The following is a 21,354-nucleotide window of genomic DNA, read 5'->3' as shown; positions in this document are numbered from 1 at the left end:
CGAATGCTTCGCGGACCACTGCGGCTGGTGGCGGGCACTGCCACATTGGCGGTCGGCGGATGGGCGCTGCGGGCACTGCACGGCGCTCCGGCCGCCCTCGGCGCCGACCCGGCCGCGATCCGCGAGGTGGCGCAGCGTTCACCGAACTACCGGGACGGCGTCTTCGTCAACCTCGACCCGGCTTCGCTGTTCAACCTCGACCGCGAGCAGCAGCAGCTGATCGTGCGGGAGATCATCGGCGCACGGAAAACCACGCGGCCACCCGTGCCGATCCCGTTGGCCCGACCGGGGAGGCTCGACGACAGCCCGGGCCGGCTCGCGGTCACCTGGTTCGGCCACGCCACAGCGCTGCTGGAAATCGACGGTTACCGCGTCCTGACCGATCCGGTGTGGAGTCACCGCTGCTCGCCGTCCGACGTGATCGGCCCTGAGCGGCTGCATCCGCCGCCGATGCAGGTGGATGCGCTGCCCGCCGTCGACGCCGTCGTCATCAGCCACGACCACTACGACCATCTCGACCACGACACCGTCATCGCGCTGGCTCACAGCCAATGGGCCCCATTCGTCGTGCCGCTGGGGGTGGGTGCGCATCTTCGCGCCTGGGGCATCCCGGAGGAACGGATCATCGAACTGGACTGGTTCGAGCGCACCCAGCTCGACGAGCTGACCCTGATTTGCACGCCGGCACGCCATTTCTCGGGGCGTTTCCTGAGCCGTAACAACACGCTGTGGGCGTCGTGGGCGCTGATCGGGCCGAACCGCCGCGCGTACTTCGCCGGCGACAGCGGCTATACCAAGAGCTTCGCTCAGGTGGGCGACGACCACGGTCCGTTCGACCTGACGCTGATGCCGGTCGGCGCATACAACAAGGCTTGGCCGGACATCCACATGAATCCCGAGGAAGCGGTCCAGGCCCACCGGGACGTCACAGGCTCCGGGCTATTGGTGCCGATCCATTGGGGCACGTTCCGGCTGGCGCCGCATCCGTGGGCGGAGCCGATCGAGCGGTTGCTGCCCGCGGCTGACGCGGCCCAGGTTCGGGTTGCGGTGCCCAAACCTGGTGAGCGCGTGGACGCCGAGGAACCCGCCGAACCGATCCCGTGGTGGCGTCCCTAAGTCGCTTGCCCTCGAGCTGCGACCATTTTTGTCGGGCCACCCTGGCATACTCGCACACATGTTCGATGAGGCGGCGCGGGCGGAGGTGATTGCTCGCTTTGACGAGCTCTTCGAGCGCCGGCATCCCTCGACCACGCGCGAGTCGGCGGCGCTTATCGATCAGATCTGCGCCTTGGCGCGGGCCGAAAACCGGGCCGCGGCCGCGCAGTTGGTCGCCATTGGTGAGTTGTTTGGCTATCGGCTATCCCGCTGCTCGGAGACCGAAGACTGGGCCATCGACACCGAAGAAGCGGTGAGCGCCGAGGTGGGCGCCGCGTTGCGGATCAGCCGCGGGCTCGCGGGCAGTCGGCTGCGTTACGCGCGGGCCATGCGGGAGCGGCTACCCAAGGTGGCCGCGGTGTTTGAAGCCGGCGAGATCGGGTTGCGGCTGTTTCAGACCATCGTGTTTCGCACCGATTTGATCACCGACCCCGCGGTGCTGGCCGCCGTCGACGCCGAGCTGGCGATCCAGGTGGCGCGCTGGCCGTCGCTGACCCAGGGCCGGCTGGCCGGACAGATCGACAAGATCGTCGCTGCAGCCGATGCCGACGCGGTGCGCCGGCGCAAGCAGTACCAGGACGATCGGGAGGTCTGGATCGGCGCTGAGGTGGAGGGCACCGCCGAGATTCACGGCACCTTGTTCAGCACCGACGCCCAGGCGCTGGACCAGCGGCTGGACGCGTTGGCGGGCACGGTGTGCGCGCACGATCCGCGCACCCGCGCCCAGCGCCGCGCCGACGCGCTGGGGGCGTTGGCGGCCGGGGCGGATCGGTTGGGGTGTCGCGCGCGCCCCGATTGTGTGGCCGGGGATCGGCGGCCCGCCTCGCCGGTGGTGGTTCATGTGATCGCCGAACAGGCCACCATCGCCGGCACGGCAAGCGAGCCCGGGGCGCTGGTCGGCGCCGAGGGGCTCATCTCCCCGGAAATGGTGGCCGAACTAGCCAAGTCGGCCAAGCTGGTGGCGCTGGCTCATCCCGCTGATGCCCCACCGGAGCGCGGCTATGCGCCGTCGACGGCGCTGGCCGATTTTGTGCGGTGCCGGGATTTGACCTGCCGCTGGCCGGGCTGCGACCGCCCCGCCTTCGACTGCGACCTGGATCACACGATCCCCTATGCCGCGGGCGGGCCCACGCATGCGTCGAACCTCAAATGTTATTGCCGCGCGCATCATTTGGTGAAGAAGACGTTTTGGGGCTGGCGCGACCAGCAGCTGCCGGATGGCACGCTGATCGTGACCGCGCCGAGCGGGCACACCTATGTCACTACCCCGGGCAGCGCGCTGCTGTTCCCGAGTCTGTGCCGGCCCACCGGCCAACCGCCGGTGCCGCCAGCCGAGCCGCCGGCTGACTACTGCGCCGAGCGCACGGCGATGATGCCCAAGCGCCGGCGCACCCGAGCCCAAGACCGAGCCCAGCGCATCGCCACCGAACGCCGCCACAACCACAACGCCCGCATCGCCAACCGAGAAAAACGCCTCAGCTACTTCGACCTCGGACCCGCCCCGCCCGCAGCCGACGACGACGATCCACCACCGTTTTGAGGTGGGCTCAACGAGGACCGAAGGGCCGCTGAACGATTGATGCGCCCCTCTGCCACGACGCGACCGCCAGGTAGGGTCAGCTACGGAAAGGACGGCATATGGGTTTCTTGGACAAGCCCACAGATCTGTTCGCCAAGAATGCCCTCATCGACGACGCCGTGTGAGACCTGCAGAACTGAACTATGGCAAAACTCTCCGGATCCATCGACGTACCACTGCCGCCAGAAGAGGCGTGGGCGCACGCCTCTGACCTGTCCCGCTACAAGGAATGGCTGACCATTCACCGGGTATGGCGCAGCAAGCTGCCCGAAAACCTCGAAAAAGGCACCGTGATTGAGTCGATCGTCGAAGTCAAGGGCATGCCCAACCGGATCAAGTGGACGATCGTGCACTACAAGCCACCGGAGGCGATGACGCTCAACGGCGACGGCGTCGGCGGTGTCAAGGTCAAGCTGCTCGCCAAAGTCAAACCCAAGGGTGACGGCTCGGTCGTCAGCTTCGACGTCCACCTCGGCGGTCCCGCGCTGTTCGGGCCGATCGGAATGTTGGTTGCCGGCGCGCTCAAGAGCGACATCCGCGAATCACTGGAGAAGTTCGTCAAGGTCTTCGCCGGAACCTGATTCGTCGCGATGAGTTTCGGCTTCGGCGGCAGTCGGTAGCAGTGACCCCGATGACGGGGCCCGCCTACCGAGGAGGTCACCGTGCCAGTTCGTCACCGCGCGCCGCTGGGCGCCCCAACGTGGATCGATCTGACGTCGTCTGACGTCGACCGCGCCCAAGACTTCTATGGCAGCCTCTTCGGCTGGACGTTCGAGTCCGCCGGACCCGAATACGGTGGCTACATCAACGCCGCCAAGGACGGCCACCCGGTCGCCGGGCTGATGGCCAACAATCCCGAGTGGCAGTCTCCCGACCATTGGACTACCTACTTCCACACCGCCGATATCCAGGCCACGGTGTCGGCGCTGACCGCGGCGGGCGGCTCGTCGTGTATTGCGCCGATGGAGGTGCCTGCCAAGGGTTTCATGAGCATGGCAAGCGACCCGACAGGAGCGCCTTTCGGTCTGTGGCAGCCGCTGGAGCACCAGGGCTTCGAAGTGGTCGGCGAAGCCAGCGCACCGGTATGGCACCAGCTCACCACCCGCGATTTCCGCGCGGCTGTCGACTTCTACCAAAAGGTACTCGCGTGGCGGACTGAGCAGGTCTCCGATAGCGACGAATTCCGCTACGCCACTGCGTCATTCGGTGATCAGCAGCTGCTCGGGGTGATGGACGGCGCGGGCTGCCTGGCCTCGGAGATGCCGTCGACCTGGAGCATCTTCTTCGGCGCCCAGCATGTCGACAAGACCCTGCAGGTGATCACCGACAACGGCGGCGCGGTGCTGCGCGCGGCCGAAGACACCCCCTATGGTCGGCTGGCGGCGGCCGCCGATCCCACCGGTGCGGTGTTCAACCTGTCGTCGCTGCAGGGTTAGTCCGCGAGCTATTCCGCGGGCCCGAGGCCGAAGTCGGCGTAGTCGAAACCCGGCACCACCACGCAGCTGACCAGGCTCGGCTCGTCGTCGCGGGGACGGGCCCGCTGCCAGTGGCGCGGCGGCACCAGCACCTGGGGGCGCTCGCCGGCCAGGATGTCGCTGCCCAGCACATGCGTTGTGGCGCTGTCTCGTTCGCTTCCGACATCGAGCAGCAGCGGGCTACCCCGGTGGTGCAGCCACATCTCGGCGCTGCGCACCGTGTGCCACGCCGAGTGCTGGCCGGGCATGAGCAGCAGCAGGATCGCCGTTCCGGCGCTACGCGGCCCGGTGTAGTCCGGCGGCAACGCGGACTGGCTGACGGTCACATCGCTGCGCCACGTTTGCCGGAACCAGCCGCCCTCTGGGTTGGGCGCCAGGTCCAGCGGGCGAGCCCAATCCGGGAGCTCGGTCATCGCACCGCCTTGATGTCTGCCTTCGAGGTCTTGGGCTCCACCCTAGAGACCAACACCGGGCGAGCGGCTTGCAGCGTGTGCCGAGCGGTGAACGCGGCGGCGGAAGTTAGGGTCGCAACCATGAGCCGCCGCCTTCGCCCGGGTTGGCTGGTCGCGTTGTTCGCGGCGGTCGTGGCGGTCAGCGCATGGCTGCCGTGGCTGACGACGTCGGTCAACGGCGGCGGCTGGGCCAACGCGATCGGGGGCAGCATTGGCAGCCTGCGACTTCCGCCCGGATTCGGCGCCGGCCAGTTGATCGTGTTGCTGTCTTCGACACTCGTGGTGGCGGGCGCGATGGTCGGCCGTGGCCTCTCGCCCAGACTCGCCTCGATTGCCGCGCTGACCATCTCGCTGCTCATCGGGGTGCTGACGTGGTGGTACTACACCATCAACGTGAAGCCTCCCGTGTCGGCCGCTTATGGGCTGTATGTCGGCGCCGCCGGCACGGCTGCTGCGGTGTGCTGTTCGGCGTGGGCCGTGGTGTCGTCACTGACGCTGAAAGTAGACGTTTAAGCCGCGCCCCGCTCACGGGTGAGCGGGGCGCGGCCGGAGGCGGTCCCGTCGGCTCTCGGGCTGAACCGACGAGACCTGAGTGGACGGACAGGTCGACCTACCCGCCCACCTTCGAGCCACATTGCCCTCGGCGGCGATCGACAAACATCGTCGCGGCGTCATACGTGCTATTTGCCTGCGGTTTAATGCGGCGCAGCTCGGGAAAGTCCGTGCGTGTGGCCGAGCTGTCCAATCACGAGCTGGCTTTGCGCATGGCGGAGCTGGCCCGTTCTATCGCGCCACCGCGCAACGTCGACGACGTCTTGGTACGGGTAACAGACGCGGCGGTTGAGTTGATACCTGGCGCCGACACTGCCGGCGTGCTGCTGGTCGCGCCCGGGCGCAAGTTCCAGTCGCTTTTCGGTACCTCCGACCTTGTCTACAAAGTCGATGAGCTGCAAGCGAAATACCATGAAGGTCCCTGTCTCGATGCCGCAGAAGACGAGCTGATGCTGCGCACCGACGACTTCACAAAAGAGCCCCGGTGGCCGAACTTTTCCCGCGCGGTCAGCGAGATCGGTGTGCGCAGCTGTCTTTCTTACAAGCTCTACGCCGGTGACCGCAGCGCGGGCGCCTTGAATGTCTTCGGCTTGCGGCCCAACGTATTCAACGCCGAATCGGAAGCCATCGGATCGGTGCTCGGTGCCCACGCCGCCGCGGCGATTATGGCCAGCCGGCATGGTGAAGAGCTGCGGTCCGCATTGAACAGCCGGGATGTCATCGGCCAGGCGAAGGGCATCCTCATGGAACGGTTCGACGTCGATGCCATGCGCGCGTTCGACATGCTGCGCGAGCTGTCGCAGATCATGAACATCCGGCTGGCCGAGATTGCGCGGCGGGTCGTCGAGACCCGCGGGGATTGACCAGCTGTCGGCGTTAGTCGGCCGTTTTCTGCAATGCCCTCATTCGCACCCGGGCCCATGATGTCGGTCGTGGTAGAACCGGGAGCCATGGGTGGTCTTGGTGACGAGACGCGGTGGATGGATGCCACGGACCAGGCCACGCTGGTGGCCAAAGGCGAGGTCACGCCCAGGGAGCTGCTGGAGGCGGCGATCCAGCGGATCGAGCGGTCGAACCCGTCGTTGAACGCGGTGGTCATCGAGTGGTTCGACCACGCCCGTTCGGTCGCTGCCGATAAAAACCTTCCCGATGGCCCGTTTCGCGGCGTCCCGTTTCTGCTGAAGGACCTGTATACAAGCTTCGCCGGCCAGACGCTGTCGAACGGCAATGTGGCGTTGAAAGAGGCGGCCAAGATCGACACAGTGGATACGACGTTGGTCGCCCGGTTCAAGGCGGCCGGGCTCGTGATCGCGGGTCGGACGAATACCTCGGAGCTGGGCAGTCTGCCGACGGCGCAGCCGGTGGCCTGGGGTGCGACCCACAACCCGTGGGCCTTGGATCGCACGCCGGGCGGGTCCAGTGGCGGGGCTGCCGCCGCGGTGGCCGCCGGAATGGTTCCGTTCGCCAATGCCTCGGACGGCGGCGGCAGCATCCGCATCCCGGCATCCTGCTGCGGTGTGGTGGGACTCAAGCCGAGCCAGGGACGGACCACTACCGGACCGGTGCGCGCGGAGGCGGGGCTTGGGGTCGAGCTGTGCGTCAGCCGCACGGTGCGCGACACGGCAGGACTGCTCGATGCGGTGCGGGGTCCCGGGGTCGGCGACACCGTGATCGCGCCACCGCCCGAACGGCCATACCTCGACGAGGTGGTCGCCGATCCTGGCCGGCTGCGCGTTGGGCTGCTCGACGTCCATCCGCGCGGCGACTTCCTGCACAGCGACTGCATTGCGGCGGCGCGCGCCGCGGCCTCGATGCTGGAGGGTCTGGGGCACATCGTCGAGCCGGCGTGGCCGAAGTGCCTTGCCGACGCCACGTTGGTGTACAAGTTCATGGCGCTCTGGGCCACGCAAATGGCGGTGGCGGCACGCGGAATCGGCGAGAAACTGGGGCGCGAGGTCACGGCAAATGACATGGAGCCGGTGAACTGGGCGCTCGTCGAGCAGGCCCGGCGGCTGACCGCCGTCGACTACGCCGCAGCCCAAGAGGCTTGCTGGGCATTCCGGCGCGCCCTGCAGCAGTGGTGGGCCGACGGCTGGGACCTGCTGCTCACCCCGACACTGGCCGAACCACCGCTGCCATTGACGGAGTTCGAGAACGACCCCGAGCACCCGACGGCACCGCAACGCCGCGCCGGACGGTTCGCCGCGTTCACGCCGGCGTTCAACCTGAGCGGGCAGCCGGCGATCAGCCTTCCCCTGCATCGCAACGCCGAGGGTCTGCCCATCGGCATCCAGCTCGCCGCCGCCTACGGTCGAGAGGATGTCCTCATTCGGGTCGCCTCCCAACTGGAATCGGCCCACCCGTGGTCGTCACACCAGCCAAGCGTTCCCTGACGAAGATACCCGCTCTGACCTGCGGAAATGGGTGCCCCCGGCAGGATTCGAACCTGCGACACCGGCTTTAGGAGAGCCGTGCTCTATCCCCTGAGCTACGAGGGCGGGGGGCTAACGGCTGGGGACGTCTTTGAATACCCGACTAAAACCTAGCCGTTCGGGGCCACGGATGGTTCCGGTGGTGTTCTGGGGCGTCCTTATGGCGTTCTGGGCTGTTTCGCTGGTTGTCGGGATGTGTCGGGTCTGAGTGTAGCGGGCACGGCGATAAACACACTCGGCCCGAGTGTTGTTGAGGCTTGCGGAGTCTTCGGGCTAGCCGTAGCAGCGGTCATGGACTCCCTGCCGCCGTCGGCGTGTGCGCCTACTGGGGGATCAACACAGTCGCATTAGGGAAATGTTTTGCCAGCGGCTCGTCCAGGGTGGCGAGCAGTCCCTGGTTGGCCTCGGCCAAGCTCGCCAGGTAGGCGTCCGTAACCTGGCGGTGGCCCGTCACGTGGGTGAGGTGGGCGTCGCTGTAGGAGATTGAGTCAGGCCAGAACTCGACGCCTGGCCGACGGTGGACGGCGCGTACCAGATCGGCAGCCGCGGCGGCGCTCTCACCGATCCTGACCAGGAAGCGAATCAGCGCACCCTCGGTGATGGGGCAGACGGCGAAGCTATCGATGCCTGCCGCCCATCGCGACACCCGCTGGTGATGTTCGTGCTCGGCGACCGTGAGCGCGATCAGCACGCTGGCGTCGAGCAGATGTGGACTCACGTGGACGCCTCACAGGCGCGAGCGGCGAGAGGTGTCGATGGTTCGTCCGGCAAGCTCGCTCACTCATCGTCCAGCGCGCCGGCGACATCCTCGGCAGTGATCCGCCGGCCGACGCTTACCACCGGGAAACCGGAGCGCTTGTCGATCGAGATGCGCAGCGGTTGGTCGAGTTGGCTTAGCCCCCGCGCGGCCAGCTCCGCCACTGTCGCGGACAGCGACTGGCCTCGCGCCTTGGCGAGCTGGGCGGCACGTTTGTGCACGGCTGGAGGGAGGTCGACAGTGGTCCGCATGTTTGCATCATAACTGAATACTCTGTGATGCAGATCTGCGGATGAGGACAGGTCCCCGAGGGCGGACCGGCTGGCAGCTTACGCTGAAATCTCAGCGCAGCTCCGCGATCACCTTGGCAAAACTCTCCGCGTGGTTTTCCTGCACGGTGAACGACGTCACCCCGTACGTCTCCCGGTACCCGCGCAACCTGTCGGCCATCTCGCGGGGCGACCCGCTCAGCACCGCCGGCAGCGCGAGCAGCTCCTCATCCGACAATGCCGGCGCATATCTGCGAGTCAAGGAGAGGTCGGGCATTCCCGAGCTGTCGGCCGGCACCGCGGTGATCGCGAGGTTCAGTTCGAGATCTCGGTCGCCGGCGGCGGCGCGGACGAACTCAATGCGTTCGGCCAGCGGGTCACCGCCGCCGCGCGGGCTGGCGCCGGTGAGCCCGACGATGTCGGCGTGCCGGGCGGCCACGGTCAGCAGCCGGTCGCCGTTGCCGGCGATCAGAATCGGCACGCTCGGCAGGTGCTTTTTGAGGTAGGCCGTCACATGTTCGAGGTAGTCGACGCGCTGTCGCGCACTGGGGTAGGGCAGCTCGGCGGCCTCGAATTCTTCGCGCACATAGCCGGCGCCGAGCCCGACTTCGAGGCGGCCATCGCTGAGCAAGTCGACTCCCGCAGCATCACGGGCCAGCAGAGCCGGCTTGTAGAAGCACGCGTTGAGCACATAGGTGCCCACCCGGACCATGCTGGTGGCCGCAGCGATCGCCGTCAGCGCGGGGAACGGAGCTGGCGCGCCGAGGTGGTCCGGCAGGTACAAGACGTCGAATCCCACACCCTCCAGGCGGCGCGCCTTCTCATGCAGAGCCGAACGCGATTTCACGGCGTGGATGCCGATGGAAAAGCGAAAATCCTTGCTCATCAGCCCAATTCCGATCTACTTGGACCGTGTTTCCCAGCTGCGCCCCGCGGCCACGAGACCCTGCACCAAAGCGGAGGTCACCGGTGACAGCCCGTCGTCGTCGGGCAGGGGACTGCGGGGGCTGATGCCGCGCACCCGCGCCGACAGCTCCAACTGGACTCCGCCCGCGCGCACCCGGTTGACCGGGTTGTCCGGGTGCAGGCCGCGAAGCTCGCGCGGGATGGCATCCAAGTCGGTGACCACGTGATAGCCGGGCAGGTCGAGGTGGCGGGCCAGGTGGGTGGCCAGGTCGCGGTTGCGGCCACCGGCCAGCAGTTGTGTGCTGCGCCCGAACCGGCTGTAGCCATGCAGGGCGACCGCGACATCGACGTGGTCGAGGAACTCGGCGAGCCGCGGCGACTCGTCGGGGCGGAACCGAACCGAGGACAGATGATGCGGATAGCGATCGGGATGGCGCACCAGATACACCGAAGCGTCGGCGGCGTCGGCGGCACGTTCGGCGATCACGTCGGTCATCTGTTCCAAGCCGCCGCCGTGAAAGGCCAGAAAGCCGAACCGCGACCGCAGCCGGGTCATCTCGACGACACCAGGATCGGCCAGTAGCGCTGAAAGAGACTGCGGCGCAAGCGAACTCGACGCAGGCGGACGCGGCCACCGGGACGGATCCCACCGGCGCAAGTAGTCGACCCAGCGGTGGGGCAGCCGGTGATGTAGCGCGCCGTCGATGATGCGTTCCAGGTAGCCGGGCCGGGGCGCGCCAGGGGTCACGCGGTGGTCGATGTAGACCCAGGCGGGGAAGGGGCCGTCGTCGGTGTGCACGGTCAGCCGATCGCGGCGGTACCGCACCGGGACACCCTCGGCGCTGTCCAACGCGGCAAGGTCATGATCGGACAGCTGCCACAGCACACCGTGCACGTGGCTTCCACCGAACGGGTCCACAGTGGCCACCCCGCGCTGGTTGATCAGCCACTCGTGGTCGGCCAGCATCGCGGGGCGCGGTTCGGCCGCGTCAGGGCAGCGCCGCGCCATCTGACGCACACACAGATTCGACCCGTATGCGAAGTAGGCATGGCGGCGCACCAGGTCAGCCTCTCACCGCATGGCTACGGTCAGGGCGTCCAGGGCTCACACGACCGATGTTAGCCATCCGAAACGCCGGCCTGATGACACCGCGCGGCTGTTATGTCGCTCCGCGCACGGTCAGATAGATCAGCACCACATTGAGCACGCTGATCATCACGGCGATCGTCCAGCCGACGCCGGTGGTCACGCGGTGGTTGGTGTCGGCGCCCATGACCGCACGGTTGCTGGTCAGTCGCACCAGCGGAAACAGCGCGAACGGAATGCCGAACGACAGCACCACCTGGGACAGCACCAGCGCCCGGGTCGGGTCGAAGCCCGACGCGAGAATCAGAATTGCCGGCGTCAGCGTGACCATCCGACGCACCAGCATCGGCACCGACCGGTACAGCAATCCCTGCATGATCATGGCGCCGGCATACGCGCCCACGGAGGCCGACGCCAAACCGGATATCAGCAACCCCACCGCGAAAAACACAGCGATCAAAGGATTCACGGTGTCGCGCACCGCGGCGTAAGCCCCGTCGATCGAACCGGTGCCGCCGCGCCCGGCCATGTTGAGCGCGGCAACCAGCAGCATCGCCGCGTTCACGCCTCCGGCGACCGTCATCGCCAACCCGACATCCCAGCGGGTGACCCGCAGCAGCCAGCGCCGCGGCGGTCCCGCATCCGGTTGGCCGTGTCGGTCACGAGCCAGACCCGAATGCAGGTAGACGGCATGCGGCATGACGGTGGCGCCCAGGATCGCGGCGGCCAGCAGCACGCTTTCGCTGCCGTGGAAGTGGGGCACCAGACCGCCGAGCACCGCACCCGGCGGCGGTGTGGCGACAAAGAAGCTGGCGGTGAAGCCGATGGCGATCACCAACAACAGCCCGGTGATGAGCTGCTCGAACAACCGCTGCCCGTTGCGGTCGCGGACAGCCAGCAGCAACAGCGAGACCACCCCGGTGATCAGACCGCCGACCAGCAGCGGCAGGTGGAACAAGATGCGTAGCGCGATCGCTCCGCCGACCACTTCGGCCACGTCGGTGGCCATCGCCACGACCTCGGCCTGCACCCAGTAGGCGAGCCGAGTAGGGCGGTTGATCTGCCGGCCAACGGCCTCGGGCAGCGAGTGGCCGGTGACCAGCCCGAGTTTCGCCGACAGGTATTGCACCAGTCCGGCCATCAGGTTCGCGGCGACGATCACCCACAGGAGCAGATAGCCGAACTGGGCCCCGGCGCTGACGTTGGCCGCGACATTGCCGGGATCGACATAGGCGATGGCCGCGACGAACGCCGGCCCGAGCAGATACCACCCCGTTTTCGGCCGCGTTCGGGTGTCCTGCGCCAATTAACCGACTTTCGCTGTCTTCAAATAACCCAGCTAGGTTAGCCCGGCGTGTACAGGCCCCGACCGGTGACCAAAGGCAAGTCCAAAGTGGTGCGGATACCCGCCGGGGCGGCCACCACCGCCGGAATCGCGTTGACGATCCGCATCGCGGTCGCCACCAGCCCGGCGTGGTTGTGATCGCCGCGACGGCTGCCCAAGCAGACGTCCACCGCATAGGACGGCTCACCGGTGATCTCGATGCGGTAGGAACCGCCGGGCTGCGCCGGTTGCGGCCAGTCCGGACGTAGGTCTTCCCGCAACCGGGTGACGTGTTCGAGCACCACCGCCGGTTGGCCGTCGACCATGCCGAGCACCTCGAACCGCAGCGCCGCGGCGCTGCCCTTGGGAATGTGGCCCGAGGCGATGTCGAAGTCCTCTGGCGCGGGTTCGCGGGTGTAGCGCTCGGTAACCTCGTCGAGCGAAATGCCAAGCCCGGCAGCGAGTTGGCGCACCACCGAGCCCCATGCCATGCTCAGCACGCCCGGCTGCAGCAGCATCGGGGTTTCGTCGAGCGGCTTGCCGAAGCCCATGACGTCGAACATCACGACGGGGCTGTCGTAGGTGGCGTAGTCGACGATCTCCATGCAGCGCACCTGCTCGATGCTCTGGCAGGTGCCGGCCAACGCCAGCGGCAGCAGGTCGTTGGCGAAGCCCGGGTCGATCCCGTTGACGAACAGGCTCGAATTGCCCTCTCGCGCAGCCTCTTCCAACGGCGCGATGAGCTCCTCGGGGATCACCTGCCAGGGGTACTGCAAGAAGACCGGGCCGCTGCCGACGACGTTGACGCCGGCAGCCAGGATGCGCCGGTAGTCGTCGAGCGCCTCGGGTAGCCGGTTGTCGGCCATCGCGGTGTAGACCGCGCACTGCGGCCCGGTGGCCAGCACTGCGCTTAGGTCGGTGCTGGCTTGCACCCCGGTCGAATCCTCAAGTCCGACAAGCTCGCCCGCATCCTTGCCGGCCTTGCCCTCAGAGGACACCCACACGCCGGTGAGTTCGAATTCGGGGTTGGTGATCAGCGCTTTGAGCGCGTGGGCGCCGACGTTGCCGGTGCCGATCGCAGCGACGCGAATGGCCATGGTCTACAGGTCCGGGATCGGTAGGTCGAGGTTGGGGAAGGTGAGGCCGCCGTCGACCTCGAGCGTCTTGCCGGTCAGGTAGCCGCCCGCTGGCGATGCCAAATACACTGCGGCAGCAGCGATCTCGACCGGATCGCCGAGACGCCGCAGCGGTGTCGCTTTTTCCATCGGCTTGCGCAGCTCGTCGTTGGAGGCCACGATATCCAGCGCCGAGGTGGCGATCGAGCCCGGCGCGATGGCGTTGACCCGGATCCGTGGGCACAGGTCCAGCGCGGCTAAGCGGGTGTAGTGGGCCAGAGCGGCCTTGGCGGTGCCGTAGGCGGCGAAACCTCGTCCGGCCAGCCTGCCCATGGTCGAGGTGATGTTGATGATGCTGCCGCCGCCGGAGTGCTCGAGCATGAGTGGCACCGCTGCCATGGTCAACGCGTGGGCGGTGGCGACGTTGAAGGTGAATGCCTCTTTGAGGTCCTTGGTCGAGGTGGTCAGCAGCGCATTGGGCATCGTGCCGCCGACGTTGTTGACGACGATGTCTAGTTTTCCAAATGCCTCGACAGCGTGGCCGGCCAACTGTGCCGTGGCCTCGGGGTGGGCCAGGTCGGCGGCGACGACGTGGGCGCGCCGACCGGTGTCACGGACCTGTTCGGCGACCTCCTCGAGCTGGGATTGGGTCCGCGACGCGATCACAACGTCGGCCCCGACCTCGGCGAATGCCACGGCGATGGCCGCGCCGAGTCCGCGGCCGGCACCAGTGATGACAGCGACTTTGTCGTCGAGTCGAAAATTGTCCAGGATCACGGCGACACCGTAACAGGCCGGGCCGCTTTCTGGAACACGTTCTAATTTGACTCGGCTGGCGGTAGCCGGAAGCTCATCGTGACCGTCGTTCCAGAGGGGCCGTGCTCCAGCTCAACTCCGTCGCTCACGGCGTCGATCAGCTTCAGGCCCCGCCCGCCCGGACCGGGCTGCGGTGTCTTCCACGAACCGGAATCGGCGACCCGGGCCTGGATGATACCGCCGGCGATGTCGACGTCGACCCGCACCTGTCCGGCGCATGCACCCCGGTAGGCATGCTCGACGCAGTTGGCGTATGCCTCGTAGACCGCGAGCACGATGTCCGCGACCAGTGAACCCGGTACCGCGCACGACTCCAGCCATGCGGTGAGTCGATGCCGCACGTCGGCCAGCTGGTCTGCGCTCGCATCGGTTTTCATTCGCAGTGCAGTCTGGGGGCGCCGATATACCACCAGGGCGACGTCGTCGTCATATCCGGCTGGCGGGGCAAGCTCGCGAAGCACCGCGTCGGCAACCTGGCCGACGGTCGAATCGGCGTTTTGGGTCAAAATCTCTGCGACGCAGTTGATTCCGGCGTCGATCGGCTCGTGCTTGCGCTCGACGAGGCCGTCGGTGAAGACAATCAGCGTCGAACCCGGCGGTACGACCTGCGTGGTCTGGGGGCGGCCGTGATCCCGGTGCACCGCCAGCGGCACCGAATGAGCATCGGCGAGCAGTGCGGTCCCGGACCCGGGCGCGGCCAGTACCGCGGGCGGGTGACCGGCATTGCTGTAGCGCAGCTCGCCGGATTCGGTGTCGAGGATGCCCAAGAACACCGTCGTGCAGTAGGCGCCCGGGATCAGTGCCGCCGCCGCGTCGAGGTCTTCGAGCAGCAGCGCGGGTTCGGCGCCGGTCAGCAGCAGGGCACGTGCCGAGCTGCGCAGCTGGCCCATCACTGCGGCGGCCGGCAGGCCGCGGCCCACGCAGTCGCCCACCACGATCCCGATGCGGTGGTCGCCGAGCGACAGTACGTCGTACCAGTCGCCGCCGATTTCCAGCGGCGGAACCGCGGGCTCGTAGCGAACCGCGAAGCCGGACGGCAGAGCGATGGGCGCAAGCATCGCGCGCTGCAGGGTCAGCGACGTCTCGCGTGCGCTTTCGAATTGGCGCACATGCTGTATCGCCAGGCCGAGATGGCCGATAAGCACGGTGATCAGCAGCCGGTCCTCGGCGCTGATCCAGCGGGGTGTCGCAAGCTCCAACCACAACGCGACGTCCCCGGTGCCGGAGAGCACAGCGACGATTCCGCGTGACTTGCCTGGCGTATCGGCCCATTCGACCGTCTGGACGGTCAGCGGCAGCTGATGACGAGCCGTTTCAAACGTCTGGCGCAGCAACGGATTCAGGTCGCGCCAATTGGAGTCGGCGGGTTCGCCGGCCACTTGGACGGTCGGCTCGCCGCCGTTGGTCGGCCACATGACCGTCACGACCCGCTGCACGTCGAGCGCCACCCGACACTCGTCGAGGGTGATGGACAGCACCTCCGCGACGCTCTTGGCCACTCCCACGGCGGTGGCCAGGCGCAAAACCGCGTTCTCGCGGGCCGCGAAAGCCCGCTGTGCGGTGATGTCGCGAATCGTGCCGACGTAGATGCCTTTTTCGGCGGCGTAGTCGGTGACTGCGTTGATGCTCACCGCCACCCACGCCAGGTGGCCGTCGCGATGTCGAATCGGCGTCTCGTACTGGACGCTGCCGCCCTGTACCAGGAGGCCTTGCTGATGATTTGCGGCCTGGACGTCGACCAACCACGGGTGCGGCCACCGGTACGGCAGACCGTCGGCGGGGTAGCCGGTGATCTCGGCGAACGCGTCGTTGATCTCGACGACGGTGCCGTCTTGGTCGGCGACGAAAAACCCCTCCTGCAGCGAATTGACCAGCGCAGTGCGAAATTCGTCGCGGTCGGCAAGCTGGTCGGCGCGGGCGCGCTGTTGCGCGTAACCTTTTGCGCTGTCGAGAAATCCGCGAGTCGCGACGTCGAGTGCGGCGAGGGTTTGCAGCAGGAATTCAAGCGCTGCAGGGCCGTCGAGTCGCGCATCTTCGACCAGTCGGAAGTGGTTTTCGATGATCTCGAGCATGCTGATGCGGTCCTGCAGTGCCCGGCGGCCCAGCTCATGACCGACCGCCAGGCTGGCCTCGTTGCGGGCTTGCAGGTGGGTGCGCAGTGCGGCGGCATAGCGGACATGGAAGTCCGCTGCCAGGTCGGTCATGACGAGAAGCCTCGGTGACGCGCGGCAAGCACCAACGCGTCGTCGGTTTCCTTGGCGTGCTTATCCAGAATTTGTTCTGCGATGGTCATGGCTGGGCCGGCGAAGTCGATGCTGTCCAAATAGTCTTCAGAGATGCCGTCGCTGGCAACGATCAGCAGGTCACCGGGCCGAATTCCCACCGAATTCGGATGCAAAACTTCCGGCAGCCGATAGCCGACCGTTCCGCTGGCAAGCAGTGCACACGACCGGACCTCGACACCACTCGCCGCCTTCGCGACCAGGTTGGCGGTGACGTTGCCCACCCCGATCCAACGCATCGTCGCGGCTGCGAAATCAAGCTGCGCCAAAGTCATTGCCACACCTCTGGTGTCGGCCAGTGCGCGATGGCACAGCTGAAAGAGGATCTCCAGGGGTTCCCCGCGCGCGTCGCTGATCATGTCCGCAGCGCGCATCGCCGCTGTTGCGGCTTCTGTTCCGTGGCCGAGGCCGTCCAGCACGCCGAAAAGGGCGGCTTTGCCGCCAAGGTCGAGCGCAATCGGATAGTCGCCGCAGATTTCCTCGTCCGGCCGCGGGCGGCGTGCCGCCGCCCACTCGATCGGCCCTAGCCGGCCCCGCCTACGCACCGGACGGAACCCATTTCCACATCTCGACGTGCGTACCCCGGCCGGGCGTGGATTCCACGATCAGCCGGTCCATCAGGCGGCGCGCACCAGGCAGGCCCAGGCCGAGCCCACGACCAGTCGAGTATCCGTCTTCGAGCGCGCGCGCGATGTCGGCAATGCCGGGTCCCTCGTCTTCTGCGTGCACTACCAACGCCTTGCGGCCCTCCCGGTCGGCCACCGCCACCCGAACCGCCCCGCGGCCCGCGTAGCTGGTGATATTGCGCGCGACTTCGGAGATCGCGGTGGCGATCATGGTGACGTCGGTCAAGGAGAATCCGAGATCCCGAGCGAGTTGATGCCCTGCCTGGCGTGCGATGACGATGTCGTCGGGATGATCCACGTCCACGACGATCTCATCCCACACCGTCACGTCCGATCGTCGCTTTTCGACGCGTCAGTCGGCCATTGAGCAGGGCAAGTCCCTCTTCGAGATCCAGCGCGGTGTGCATACCGTCGAACGCAAGCCCCAGCTGGACCATCGCGAAGGCAACTTCGGGCTGCAGCCCCACGATCACGGTGTCGGCGCCGCGCAGCCGGGTCATGTGGGCGATCGTGCGCAGCGATCGGGCGGCGAACGAGTCCATTACGTCGATGGCGGTGACGTCGACGATGATGCCTTGCGCGCGGAAACGGTTGACCCGTTCCATCAGGTCCTGGCGGAGCCGTTCGGTATCCGAGTCGGTGAGCGCGGCCTGGACCGTCGCGATGAGAATGGGGCCTTGCTTCAGGATGGGTACTGGCATGCAAGGCTCCCAGTAGCCCGGGTGGAATGCACTGTTACGCGCTCTGCTCGCCGGTGCGGGTGACCTCGTAGCCGAGCAGGCGTTCCGCCTCCTCGATGCCGCCCTGCAGGTCGCCGACCGCGTTCATCTTCGACAGGTCCAGCCCGATCGTCACCAACGTCAGCGCGATTTCGGACGACAGGCCGGTGATGATGACGCTCGCGCCCATCAGCCCCGAGGCATCGACGGTCTGCACCAGGTGGTTTGCCACCGTGGAGTCGATGGTCGGCACACCGGTGATGTCGATGACCACCACCTTGGCGCGGTTATTGCGGATGGCCCGAAGCAGTTGCTCGGTGAGCTGGCGGGCGCGCTGACTGTCCAGGACGCCGATGATCGGCAGGATCAGCAGTTGCTCGCGCACCTGCAGCACCGGCGTGGACAGCTCGCGGATGGCCTCCTGCTGCTGGCGGATGATCCGCTCGCGCTCCTGCACGAAGCTGACCGCCACCGTGTTGGCGATCCGGTTGGCGGCCGGCTCGTAGGCGTCGAGCACCCGGTTCAGCAGGTCGAAGTCCGACTGGTACTTCTCGAACAGCGACCGGGCCAGCACGTCACGCAAGAGCAGCACGATGCCGACGACCTCGTCGGTCTCCACGCCCCGCGGAATGATGCGCTCGGACAGGTCGCGGGCGTAGGCCTGCAGCGCCTCGACGCTTCCGGTCTCGAGCACCTCGACGTAGTTGTCGTACACCGCGGTCGCTTCGGAGAAGAGTTCCTCCGGTGACATCGCGGTCAGCAGTTCGGCCTCGGTGATCCGGCGTGCCCACTCCTCGCGCAGGGCGGTCCGATTTTGCCGCAGATGCTGAACCAGCTGGGGCAGCAGACCCTCACTGGAGATGCCGGCTGTCGCGGCGGCGGTGGTGGTGGTCGCCAAATCGGTCGGCAAATCAGACATCTAACCTCCTGGCTTCCGCTCGCTGCGCAAAACCCCGAGCCCTTGCAGAGACTAGCGCTAGGATCGGCGCGGGACCGCCTGAAGTATGATTTTTCCAACTCCAAACCACCCCGGATTAGGCTCGGACCGTTCAGCACAGAGCGATCGACCGCCAGATAAGGATGGCCGTTGTCAGCTACGGATCCGATCACAATTTCAGTAGGGAACCGCGAGGGCGCCGTCGTGCTCGCGGTCGGCGGCGAAGTCGATCTGGTCACCATTCCGGCGTTGGAAGACGCCATCGGTGGTGTGGTCGCCGACAATCCTGCGGCGCTGGTCATCGACCTCACTGCGGTGGAATTCCTGGCATCGGCCGGGCTTCGGCTGCTGGCCGCCACGCATGAGGAAGTCAGCAAATCGGCCCCGTTCGCAGTCGTGGCGCGTGGCCCGGCAACCAGGCGGCCGATTCAGTTGACCGGCCTGGACGAGGCGTTTCCGCTGTACCAGACGCTCGAGGACGCGTTGACCGACGTGCGCGACGGCAAGCTCAAGCGCTGACGGCATGACGTAGTCAGGACTTGGCGGCCGCCTTGGCACGGGCCTTTTTCGCCGGTGCCTTCTTGGCGGGTGCTTTCTTGGCCGTTGCTTTAGCGGCTTTCTTCGCAGGTGCTTTCTGAGCGGCTGTCTTTTTCGCCGGCCCTTTTCCGCCATCGGAACGTGCCTTCACGCTGGCTTCCAGCTTGGCCAGCAGGTCGGAGACGTCCTCGGTCTCGTCGAGTTCGGTGGGCTTCTCTTCGACGGTAAACGCCTCTCCGCCTTGAAGTTTGGCTTCAACCAGCTCCCGCAGCTGTTCCTGATAGTCGTCGTGGTAGCGGTCGGGATCGAAATCGTCGGCCATCGACTCGACCACCTGCCCGGCCATTTTGAGCTCTGCCGGCTTGATATCGACCTTCTTGTCGAGCACCGGGAAATCCGGGTCGCGGATCTCGTCGGGCCACAACAAGGTGTGCACCATCATCACGTCACGCTTGCTGAAGTCCTTGACCCGCAACGCTGCAAGCCGGGTTTTGTTGCGCAGCGTGAAATGCACGATCGCTATCCGGTCGGTTTCGGCGAGCGTTTTGGCCAGCAGCACATATGATTTCGCGGATTTGGAGTCGGGCTCCAAGAAGTAGCTGCGGTCAAACATCATCGGGTCGACATCGCTGGCCGGGACGAATTCGAGCACCTCGATTTCTCGGCTGCGCTCTTCAGGGAGCGTCGCGAGGTCCTCGTCGGTGATGACCACCATTTGACCGTCTTCGGATTCGTAAGCCCGCGCCACATCCCGGTATTCGACGACTTCACCGCATACTTCGCACACCCGCTGGTAGCGGATCCGTCCGTTGTCCTTGGCGTGGACCTGGTGAAACTTGATGTCGTGGTCCTCGGTGGCGCTGTACACCTTGACAGGGACGTTCACTAACCCGAAGGCGATCGAACCCTTCCAGATGGAACGCATACCGCCAGTATGCCCGCAGTAGCCCCTAGATAAGCGTCCATCGCGGACGGGTCAGTGCGGGCGCCGGTGATTAGCACGGACCAGATGGTGGATCTAGGCTTAGCGCGGTCGAACGGTGGGCCGGCTTCCTTCCAGTCACACGCCACGTTTCGACGCGGCCTGCCCCCTTGACGTCAATCGGCCCGCAGGCCTCGCAATCGAATTCACCGCTAACAAGTTCGAAGGTGCTGCGCGTGATTTGGATTACGCCGCTTTGTCCGTGCGACTCCATGCGGCTGGCCATGTTCACGGTCTCGCCCCAAAGGTCGTAGATGAACTTTCTGTGGCCGATTACGCCCGCAACCACCGGGCCGGAGTTGATCCCGATGCGGAAGGCGAGTCTTCGGCCGCCGAAAGTCCGCCGACCGATCTCGGCACGCATATCCAGCGCGAAGCTCACCAGAGCCTCGGCGTGATCGTCGCGTGGGCGCGGTACTCCGGCGGCGACCATGTAGCAGTCGCCGATCGTCTTGATCTTCTCCAGGTCGTACTTGTCGATGAGAACGTCGAAGCACTCGAACACCTCGTTGAGGAGATCTACAAGGCTAAGCGGCGTCATGGCCGCCGCCATCGGAGTGAACTCGACAATGTCGGCGAACAGGATGCTGGCGCCGTCATAGTGGGCGGCGATCGCGTGCGGTTCCGTCTTCAGCGCTTCAGAGATCTCCTTCGGCAAGATGTTGAGCAACAGCCTCTCCGAGGCTTGCTGGAAGAAGTTGCGGCGGCCGACGAAGTAGTAAAGAAGCCCAAAGGCGATCGCGATCACCGATCCGACATTGAGCACGAAGAACCAGGTGATGAAGCTATCGGGTAGTTCCGCCGGCACCAGATGGGGCTGCAGCAACGCGGTGACAACTAGCAGCACGATGAAGCCCACGACCCAGAGCAGTGTCCGCCTGGGCTCTTCGAGCAGAAGCGATCCCAGCGGACATAGTGCGGCCCAGATAATGACTACGCTGGACTGCCGGAAACCGCCCAGCGCGAGCGTCACCAGCCACGGAAGGATGAGGATCAGCAGCAGTTGGGTGAAGCGGTAAATTTCGAGATTGCGGTTCCAGGCGAAAAATGCGGTGTTGAGCAACGTGAATACCGAATAAAACGCTGGTACTGCTGCGGCATACGGAACGTCCGCCAAAAGATAAATCACGCTCCACAGCCCCGTGAGCGGCACGGTTCCCGCGCACAGTACGACGGCGAGACGCTTCTGCAGAGCCGTTTCGTTTGTGTCGGTCGCCGCGGCACCGATGCGTCCGGCCCACGCGGCGACATCATGGGCACCATGAGGAGGCCAGGACGGCAAACCAACGCGCATAATGGCTGCCCCCAAGGTGGTTTCTCGTGTCACCGATACGTTAGCTGGCGGTGACCTT

At 66.3% G+C, this 21,354-nt stretch carries 23 protein-coding genes and 1 tRNA gene; 8 read left to right on the top strand and 16 right to left on the bottom strand.

The window, feature by feature from the left end:
* The first annotated feature begins 3 nt into the window (after positions 1 to 3).
* The 4 genes from G6N15_RS04180 (at position 4) to G6N15_RS04165 (ending at position 4,170) form a co-directional block, all read left to right on the top strand.
* Positions 4 to 1,116 carry an MBL fold metallo-hydrolase gene (locus G6N15_RS04180; RefSeq protein WP_083087654.1) on the top strand — a complete coding sequence of 371 codons (1,113 nt, stop codon included), beginning with the start codon at positions 4 to 6 and terminating at the stop codon, positions 1,114 to 1,116.
* A gap of 58 nt (positions 1,117 to 1,174) precedes the next feature.
* On the top strand, positions 1,175 to 2,695 hold the full coding sequence (locus tag G6N15_RS04175; RefSeq protein ID WP_163747936.1) for an HNH endonuclease signature motif containing protein: 1,521 nt from the start codon (positions 1,175 to 1,177) through the stop codon (positions 2,693 to 2,695).
* A gap of 182 nt (positions 2,696 to 2,877) precedes the next feature.
* Positions 2,878 to 3,315, top strand: coding sequence for a type II toxin-antitoxin system Rv0910 family toxin (locus G6N15_RS04170; RefSeq protein ID WP_083087159.1), 438 nt, complete (start codon positions 2,878 to 2,880; stop codon positions 3,313 to 3,315).
* A gap of 81 nt (positions 3,316 to 3,396) precedes the next feature.
* A complete protein-coding gene (locus G6N15_RS04165) occupies positions 3,397 to 4,170 on the top strand; it encodes a VOC family protein (protein ID WP_083087160.1) in 774 nt (257 codons plus the stop codon).
* 8 nt (positions 4,171 to 4,178) lie between these two features.
* Here G6N15_RS04165 and G6N15_RS04160 read toward each other — a convergent pair whose 3' ends face one another.
* Positions 4,179 to 4,622, bottom strand: a complete 444-nt coding sequence (locus tag G6N15_RS04160) for a cupin domain-containing protein (protein WP_083087161.1) — start codon at positions 4,620 to 4,622, stop codon at positions 4,179 to 4,181.
* Between the two features lie 120 nt (positions 4,623 to 4,742).
* Between G6N15_RS04160 and G6N15_RS04155 the strand changes: the two genes are divergently transcribed.
* The 3 genes from G6N15_RS04155 to G6N15_RS04145 all read left to right on the top strand — a co-directional run bounded on the left by G6N15_RS04155 (position 4,743) and on the right by G6N15_RS04145 (position 7,606).
* Complete coding sequence (locus G6N15_RS04155; RefSeq protein ID WP_083087162.1) at positions 4,743 to 5,174, top strand: hypothetical protein; 432 nt, start codon at positions 4,743 to 4,745, stop codon at positions 5,172 to 5,174.
* A gap of 215 nt (positions 5,175 to 5,389) precedes the next feature.
* Positions 5,390 to 6,076 (top strand): GAF and ANTAR domain-containing protein, encoded by a 687-nt coding sequence (locus G6N15_RS04150; RefSeq protein ID WP_232070412.1) that lies wholly within the window; start codon positions 5,390 to 5,392, stop codon positions 6,074 to 6,076.
* A gap of 87 nt (positions 6,077 to 6,163) precedes the next feature.
* The gene (locus G6N15_RS04145; RefSeq protein ID WP_083087244.1) at positions 6,164 to 7,606 is read left to right on the top strand and encodes an amidase; all 1,443 of its coding nucleotides are present in this window, start codon (positions 6,164 to 6,166) and stop codon (positions 7,604 to 7,606) included.
* Between the two features lie 32 nt (positions 7,607 to 7,638).
* Here G6N15_RS04145 and G6N15_RS04140 read toward each other — a convergent pair.
* The 13 genes from G6N15_RS04140 to G6N15_RS04080 form a co-directional block, all read right to left on the bottom strand.
* Positions 7,639 to 7,711 (bottom strand) — tRNA-Arg (locus G6N15_RS04140).
* Positions 7,712 to 7,967: 256 nt separating this feature from the next.
* Positions 7,968 to 8,363 carry a TA system VapC family ribonuclease toxin gene (locus G6N15_RS04135; protein ID WP_083087164.1) on the bottom strand — a complete coding sequence of 132 codons (396 nt, stop codon included), beginning with the start codon at positions 8,361 to 8,363 and terminating at the stop codon, positions 7,968 to 7,970.
* Between the two features lie 59 nt (positions 8,364 to 8,422).
* Positions 8,423 to 8,653 carry a hypothetical protein gene (locus tag G6N15_RS04130; protein ID WP_083087165.1) on the bottom strand — a complete coding sequence of 77 codons (231 nt, stop codon included), beginning with the start codon at positions 8,651 to 8,653 and terminating at the stop codon, positions 8,423 to 8,425.
* 91 nt (positions 8,654 to 8,744) lie between these two features.
* Positions 8,745 to 9,557: an LLM class F420-dependent oxidoreductase gene (locus G6N15_RS04125; protein ID WP_083087166.1), complete on the bottom strand. Its 813-nt coding sequence runs from the start codon at positions 9,555 to 9,557 to the stop codon at positions 8,745 to 8,747.
* 15 nt (positions 9,558 to 9,572) lie between these two features.
* Positions 9,573 to 10,640 (bottom strand): poly-gamma-glutamate hydrolase family protein, encoded by a 1,068-nt coding sequence (locus G6N15_RS04120; protein WP_083087167.1) that lies wholly within the window; start codon positions 10,638 to 10,640, stop codon positions 9,573 to 9,575.
* Between the two features lie 97 nt (positions 10,641 to 10,737).
* Positions 10,738 to 11,970 carry an Nramp family divalent metal transporter gene (locus G6N15_RS04115; RefSeq protein ID WP_083087168.1) on the bottom strand — a complete coding sequence of 411 codons (1,233 nt, stop codon included), beginning with the start codon at positions 11,968 to 11,970 and terminating at the stop codon, positions 10,738 to 10,740.
* A 38-nt stretch (positions 11,971 to 12,008) separates the two neighbouring features.
* On the bottom strand, positions 12,009 to 13,085 hold the full coding sequence (locus G6N15_RS04110) for an NAD(P)H-dependent amine dehydrogenase family protein (protein ID WP_083087169.1): 1,077 nt from the start codon (positions 13,083 to 13,085) through the stop codon (positions 12,009 to 12,011).
* A 3-nt stretch (positions 13,086 to 13,088) separates the two neighbouring features.
* Entirely contained in the window at positions 13,089 to 13,880 is a 792-nt protein-coding gene (locus G6N15_RS04105; RefSeq protein WP_083087170.1) for an SDR family oxidoreductase, read from the bottom strand.
* 41 nt (positions 13,881 to 13,921) lie between these two features.
* Positions 13,922 to 16,123 carry a SpoIIE family protein phosphatase gene (locus tag G6N15_RS04100; protein WP_083087171.1) on the bottom strand — a complete coding sequence of 734 codons (2,202 nt, stop codon included), beginning with the start codon at positions 16,121 to 16,123 and terminating at the stop codon, positions 13,922 to 13,924.
* The gene (locus G6N15_RS04095; protein ID WP_083087172.1) at positions 16,120 to 16,746 is read right to left on the bottom strand and encodes a SpoIIE family protein phosphatase; all 627 of its coding nucleotides are present in this window, start codon (positions 16,744 to 16,746) and stop codon (positions 16,120 to 16,122) included. The genes G6N15_RS04100 and G6N15_RS04095 overlap by 4 nt, the downstream gene beginning before the upstream one ends.
* Positions 16,739 to 17,149, bottom strand: coding sequence for an ATP-binding protein (locus tag G6N15_RS04090; RefSeq protein WP_083087245.1), 411 nt, complete (start codon positions 17,147 to 17,149; stop codon positions 16,739 to 16,741). The genes G6N15_RS04095 and G6N15_RS04090 overlap by 8 nt, the downstream gene beginning before the upstream one ends.
* The gene (locus G6N15_RS04085; protein WP_083087173.1) at positions 17,139 to 17,528 is read right to left on the bottom strand and encodes an STAS domain-containing protein; all 390 of its coding nucleotides are present in this window, start codon (positions 17,526 to 17,528) and stop codon (positions 17,139 to 17,141) included. The genes G6N15_RS04090 and G6N15_RS04085 overlap by 11 nt, the downstream gene beginning before the upstream one ends.
* Before the next feature lie 34 nt (positions 17,529 to 17,562).
* A complete protein-coding gene (locus G6N15_RS04080; protein WP_083087174.1) occupies positions 17,563 to 18,465 on the bottom strand; it encodes an STAS domain-containing protein in 903 nt (300 codons plus the stop codon).
* 168 nt (positions 18,466 to 18,633) lie between these two features.
* Here G6N15_RS04080 and G6N15_RS04075 point away from each other — a divergent pair, with 168 nt between their 5' ends.
* Positions 18,634 to 19,002: an STAS domain-containing protein gene (locus G6N15_RS04075; protein WP_083087175.1), complete on the top strand. Its 369-nt coding sequence runs from the start codon at positions 18,634 to 18,636 to the stop codon at positions 19,000 to 19,002.
* A 13-nt stretch (positions 19,003 to 19,015) separates the two neighbouring features.
* Here the strand turns inward: G6N15_RS04075 and ku are convergent, their stop codons facing one another.
* Positions 19,016 to 19,945, bottom strand: coding sequence for a non-homologous end joining protein Ku (gene ku, locus G6N15_RS04070; protein WP_083087176.1), 930 nt, complete (start codon positions 19,943 to 19,945; stop codon positions 19,016 to 19,018).
* A 70-nt stretch (positions 19,946 to 20,015) separates the two neighbouring features.
* A complete protein-coding gene (locus tag G6N15_RS04065) occupies positions 20,016 to 21,329 on the bottom strand; it encodes an adenylate/guanylate cyclase domain-containing protein (protein WP_139797788.1) in 1,314 nt (437 codons plus the stop codon).
* Positions 21,330 to 21,354: the final 25 nt, after the last annotated feature.

Origin of the sequence: Mycobacterium noviomagense, from assembly GCF_010731635.1 — a bacterium.
GTDB lineage: Bacteria > Actinomycetota > Actinomycetes > Mycobacteriales > Mycobacteriaceae > Mycobacterium > Mycobacterium noviomagense.
The sequence above is the reverse complement of the archived record's forward strand: the minus strand, read 5'-3'. Positions and strand labels throughout refer to the sequence as shown.

Excerpts from the sequence above, each read along its gene's own strand:
- G6N15_RS04180 (WP_083087654.1), top strand. The coding sequence starts at position 4 with ATGCTTCGCGGACCACTGCGGCTGGTGGCGGGCACTGCCACATTGGCG.
- G6N15_RS04175 (WP_163747936.1), top strand. The coding sequence starts at position 1,175 with ATGTTCGATGAGGCGGCGCGGGCGGAGGTGATTGCTCGCTTTGACGAG.
- G6N15_RS04170 (WP_083087159.1), top strand. The coding sequence starts at position 2,878 with ATGGCAAAACTCTCCGGATCCATCGACGTACCACTGCCGCCAGAAGAG.
- G6N15_RS04160 (WP_083087161.1), bottom strand. The coding sequence starts at position 4,622 with ATGACCGAGCTCCCGGATTGGGCTCGCCCGCTGGACCTGGCGCCCAAC.
- G6N15_RS04155 (WP_083087162.1), top strand. The coding sequence starts at position 4,743 with ATGAGCCGCCGCCTTCGCCCGGGTTGGCTGGTCGCGTTGTTCGCGGCG.
- G6N15_RS04145 (WP_083087244.1), top strand. The coding sequence starts at position 6,164 with ATGGGTGGTCTTGGTGACGAGACGCGGTGGATGGATGCCACGGACCAG.
- G6N15_RS04130 (WP_083087165.1), bottom strand. The coding sequence starts at position 8,653 with ATGCGGACCACTGTCGACCTCCCTCCAGCCGTGCACAAACGTGCCGCC.
- G6N15_RS04125 (WP_083087166.1), bottom strand. The coding sequence starts at position 9,557 with ATGAGCAAGGATTTTCGCTTTTCCATCGGCATCCACGCCGTGAAATCG.
- G6N15_RS04110 (WP_083087169.1), bottom strand. The coding sequence starts at position 13,085 with ATGGCCATTCGCGTCGCTGCGATCGGCACCGGCAACGTCGGCGCCCAC.
- G6N15_RS04100 (WP_083087171.1), bottom strand. The coding sequence starts at position 16,123 with ATGACCGACCTGGCAGCGGACTTCCATGTCCGCTATGCCGCCGCACTG.
- G6N15_RS04085 (WP_083087173.1), bottom strand. The coding sequence starts at position 17,528 with ATGCCAGTACCCATCCTGAAGCAAGGCCCCATTCTCATCGCGACGGTC.
- G6N15_RS04080 (WP_083087174.1), bottom strand. The coding sequence starts at position 18,465 with ATGTCTGATTTGCCGACCGATTTGGCGACCACCACCACCGCCGCCGCG.
- ku (WP_083087176.1), bottom strand. The coding sequence starts at position 19,945 with ATGCGTTCCATCTGGAAGGGTTCGATCGCCTTCGGGTTAGTGAACGTC.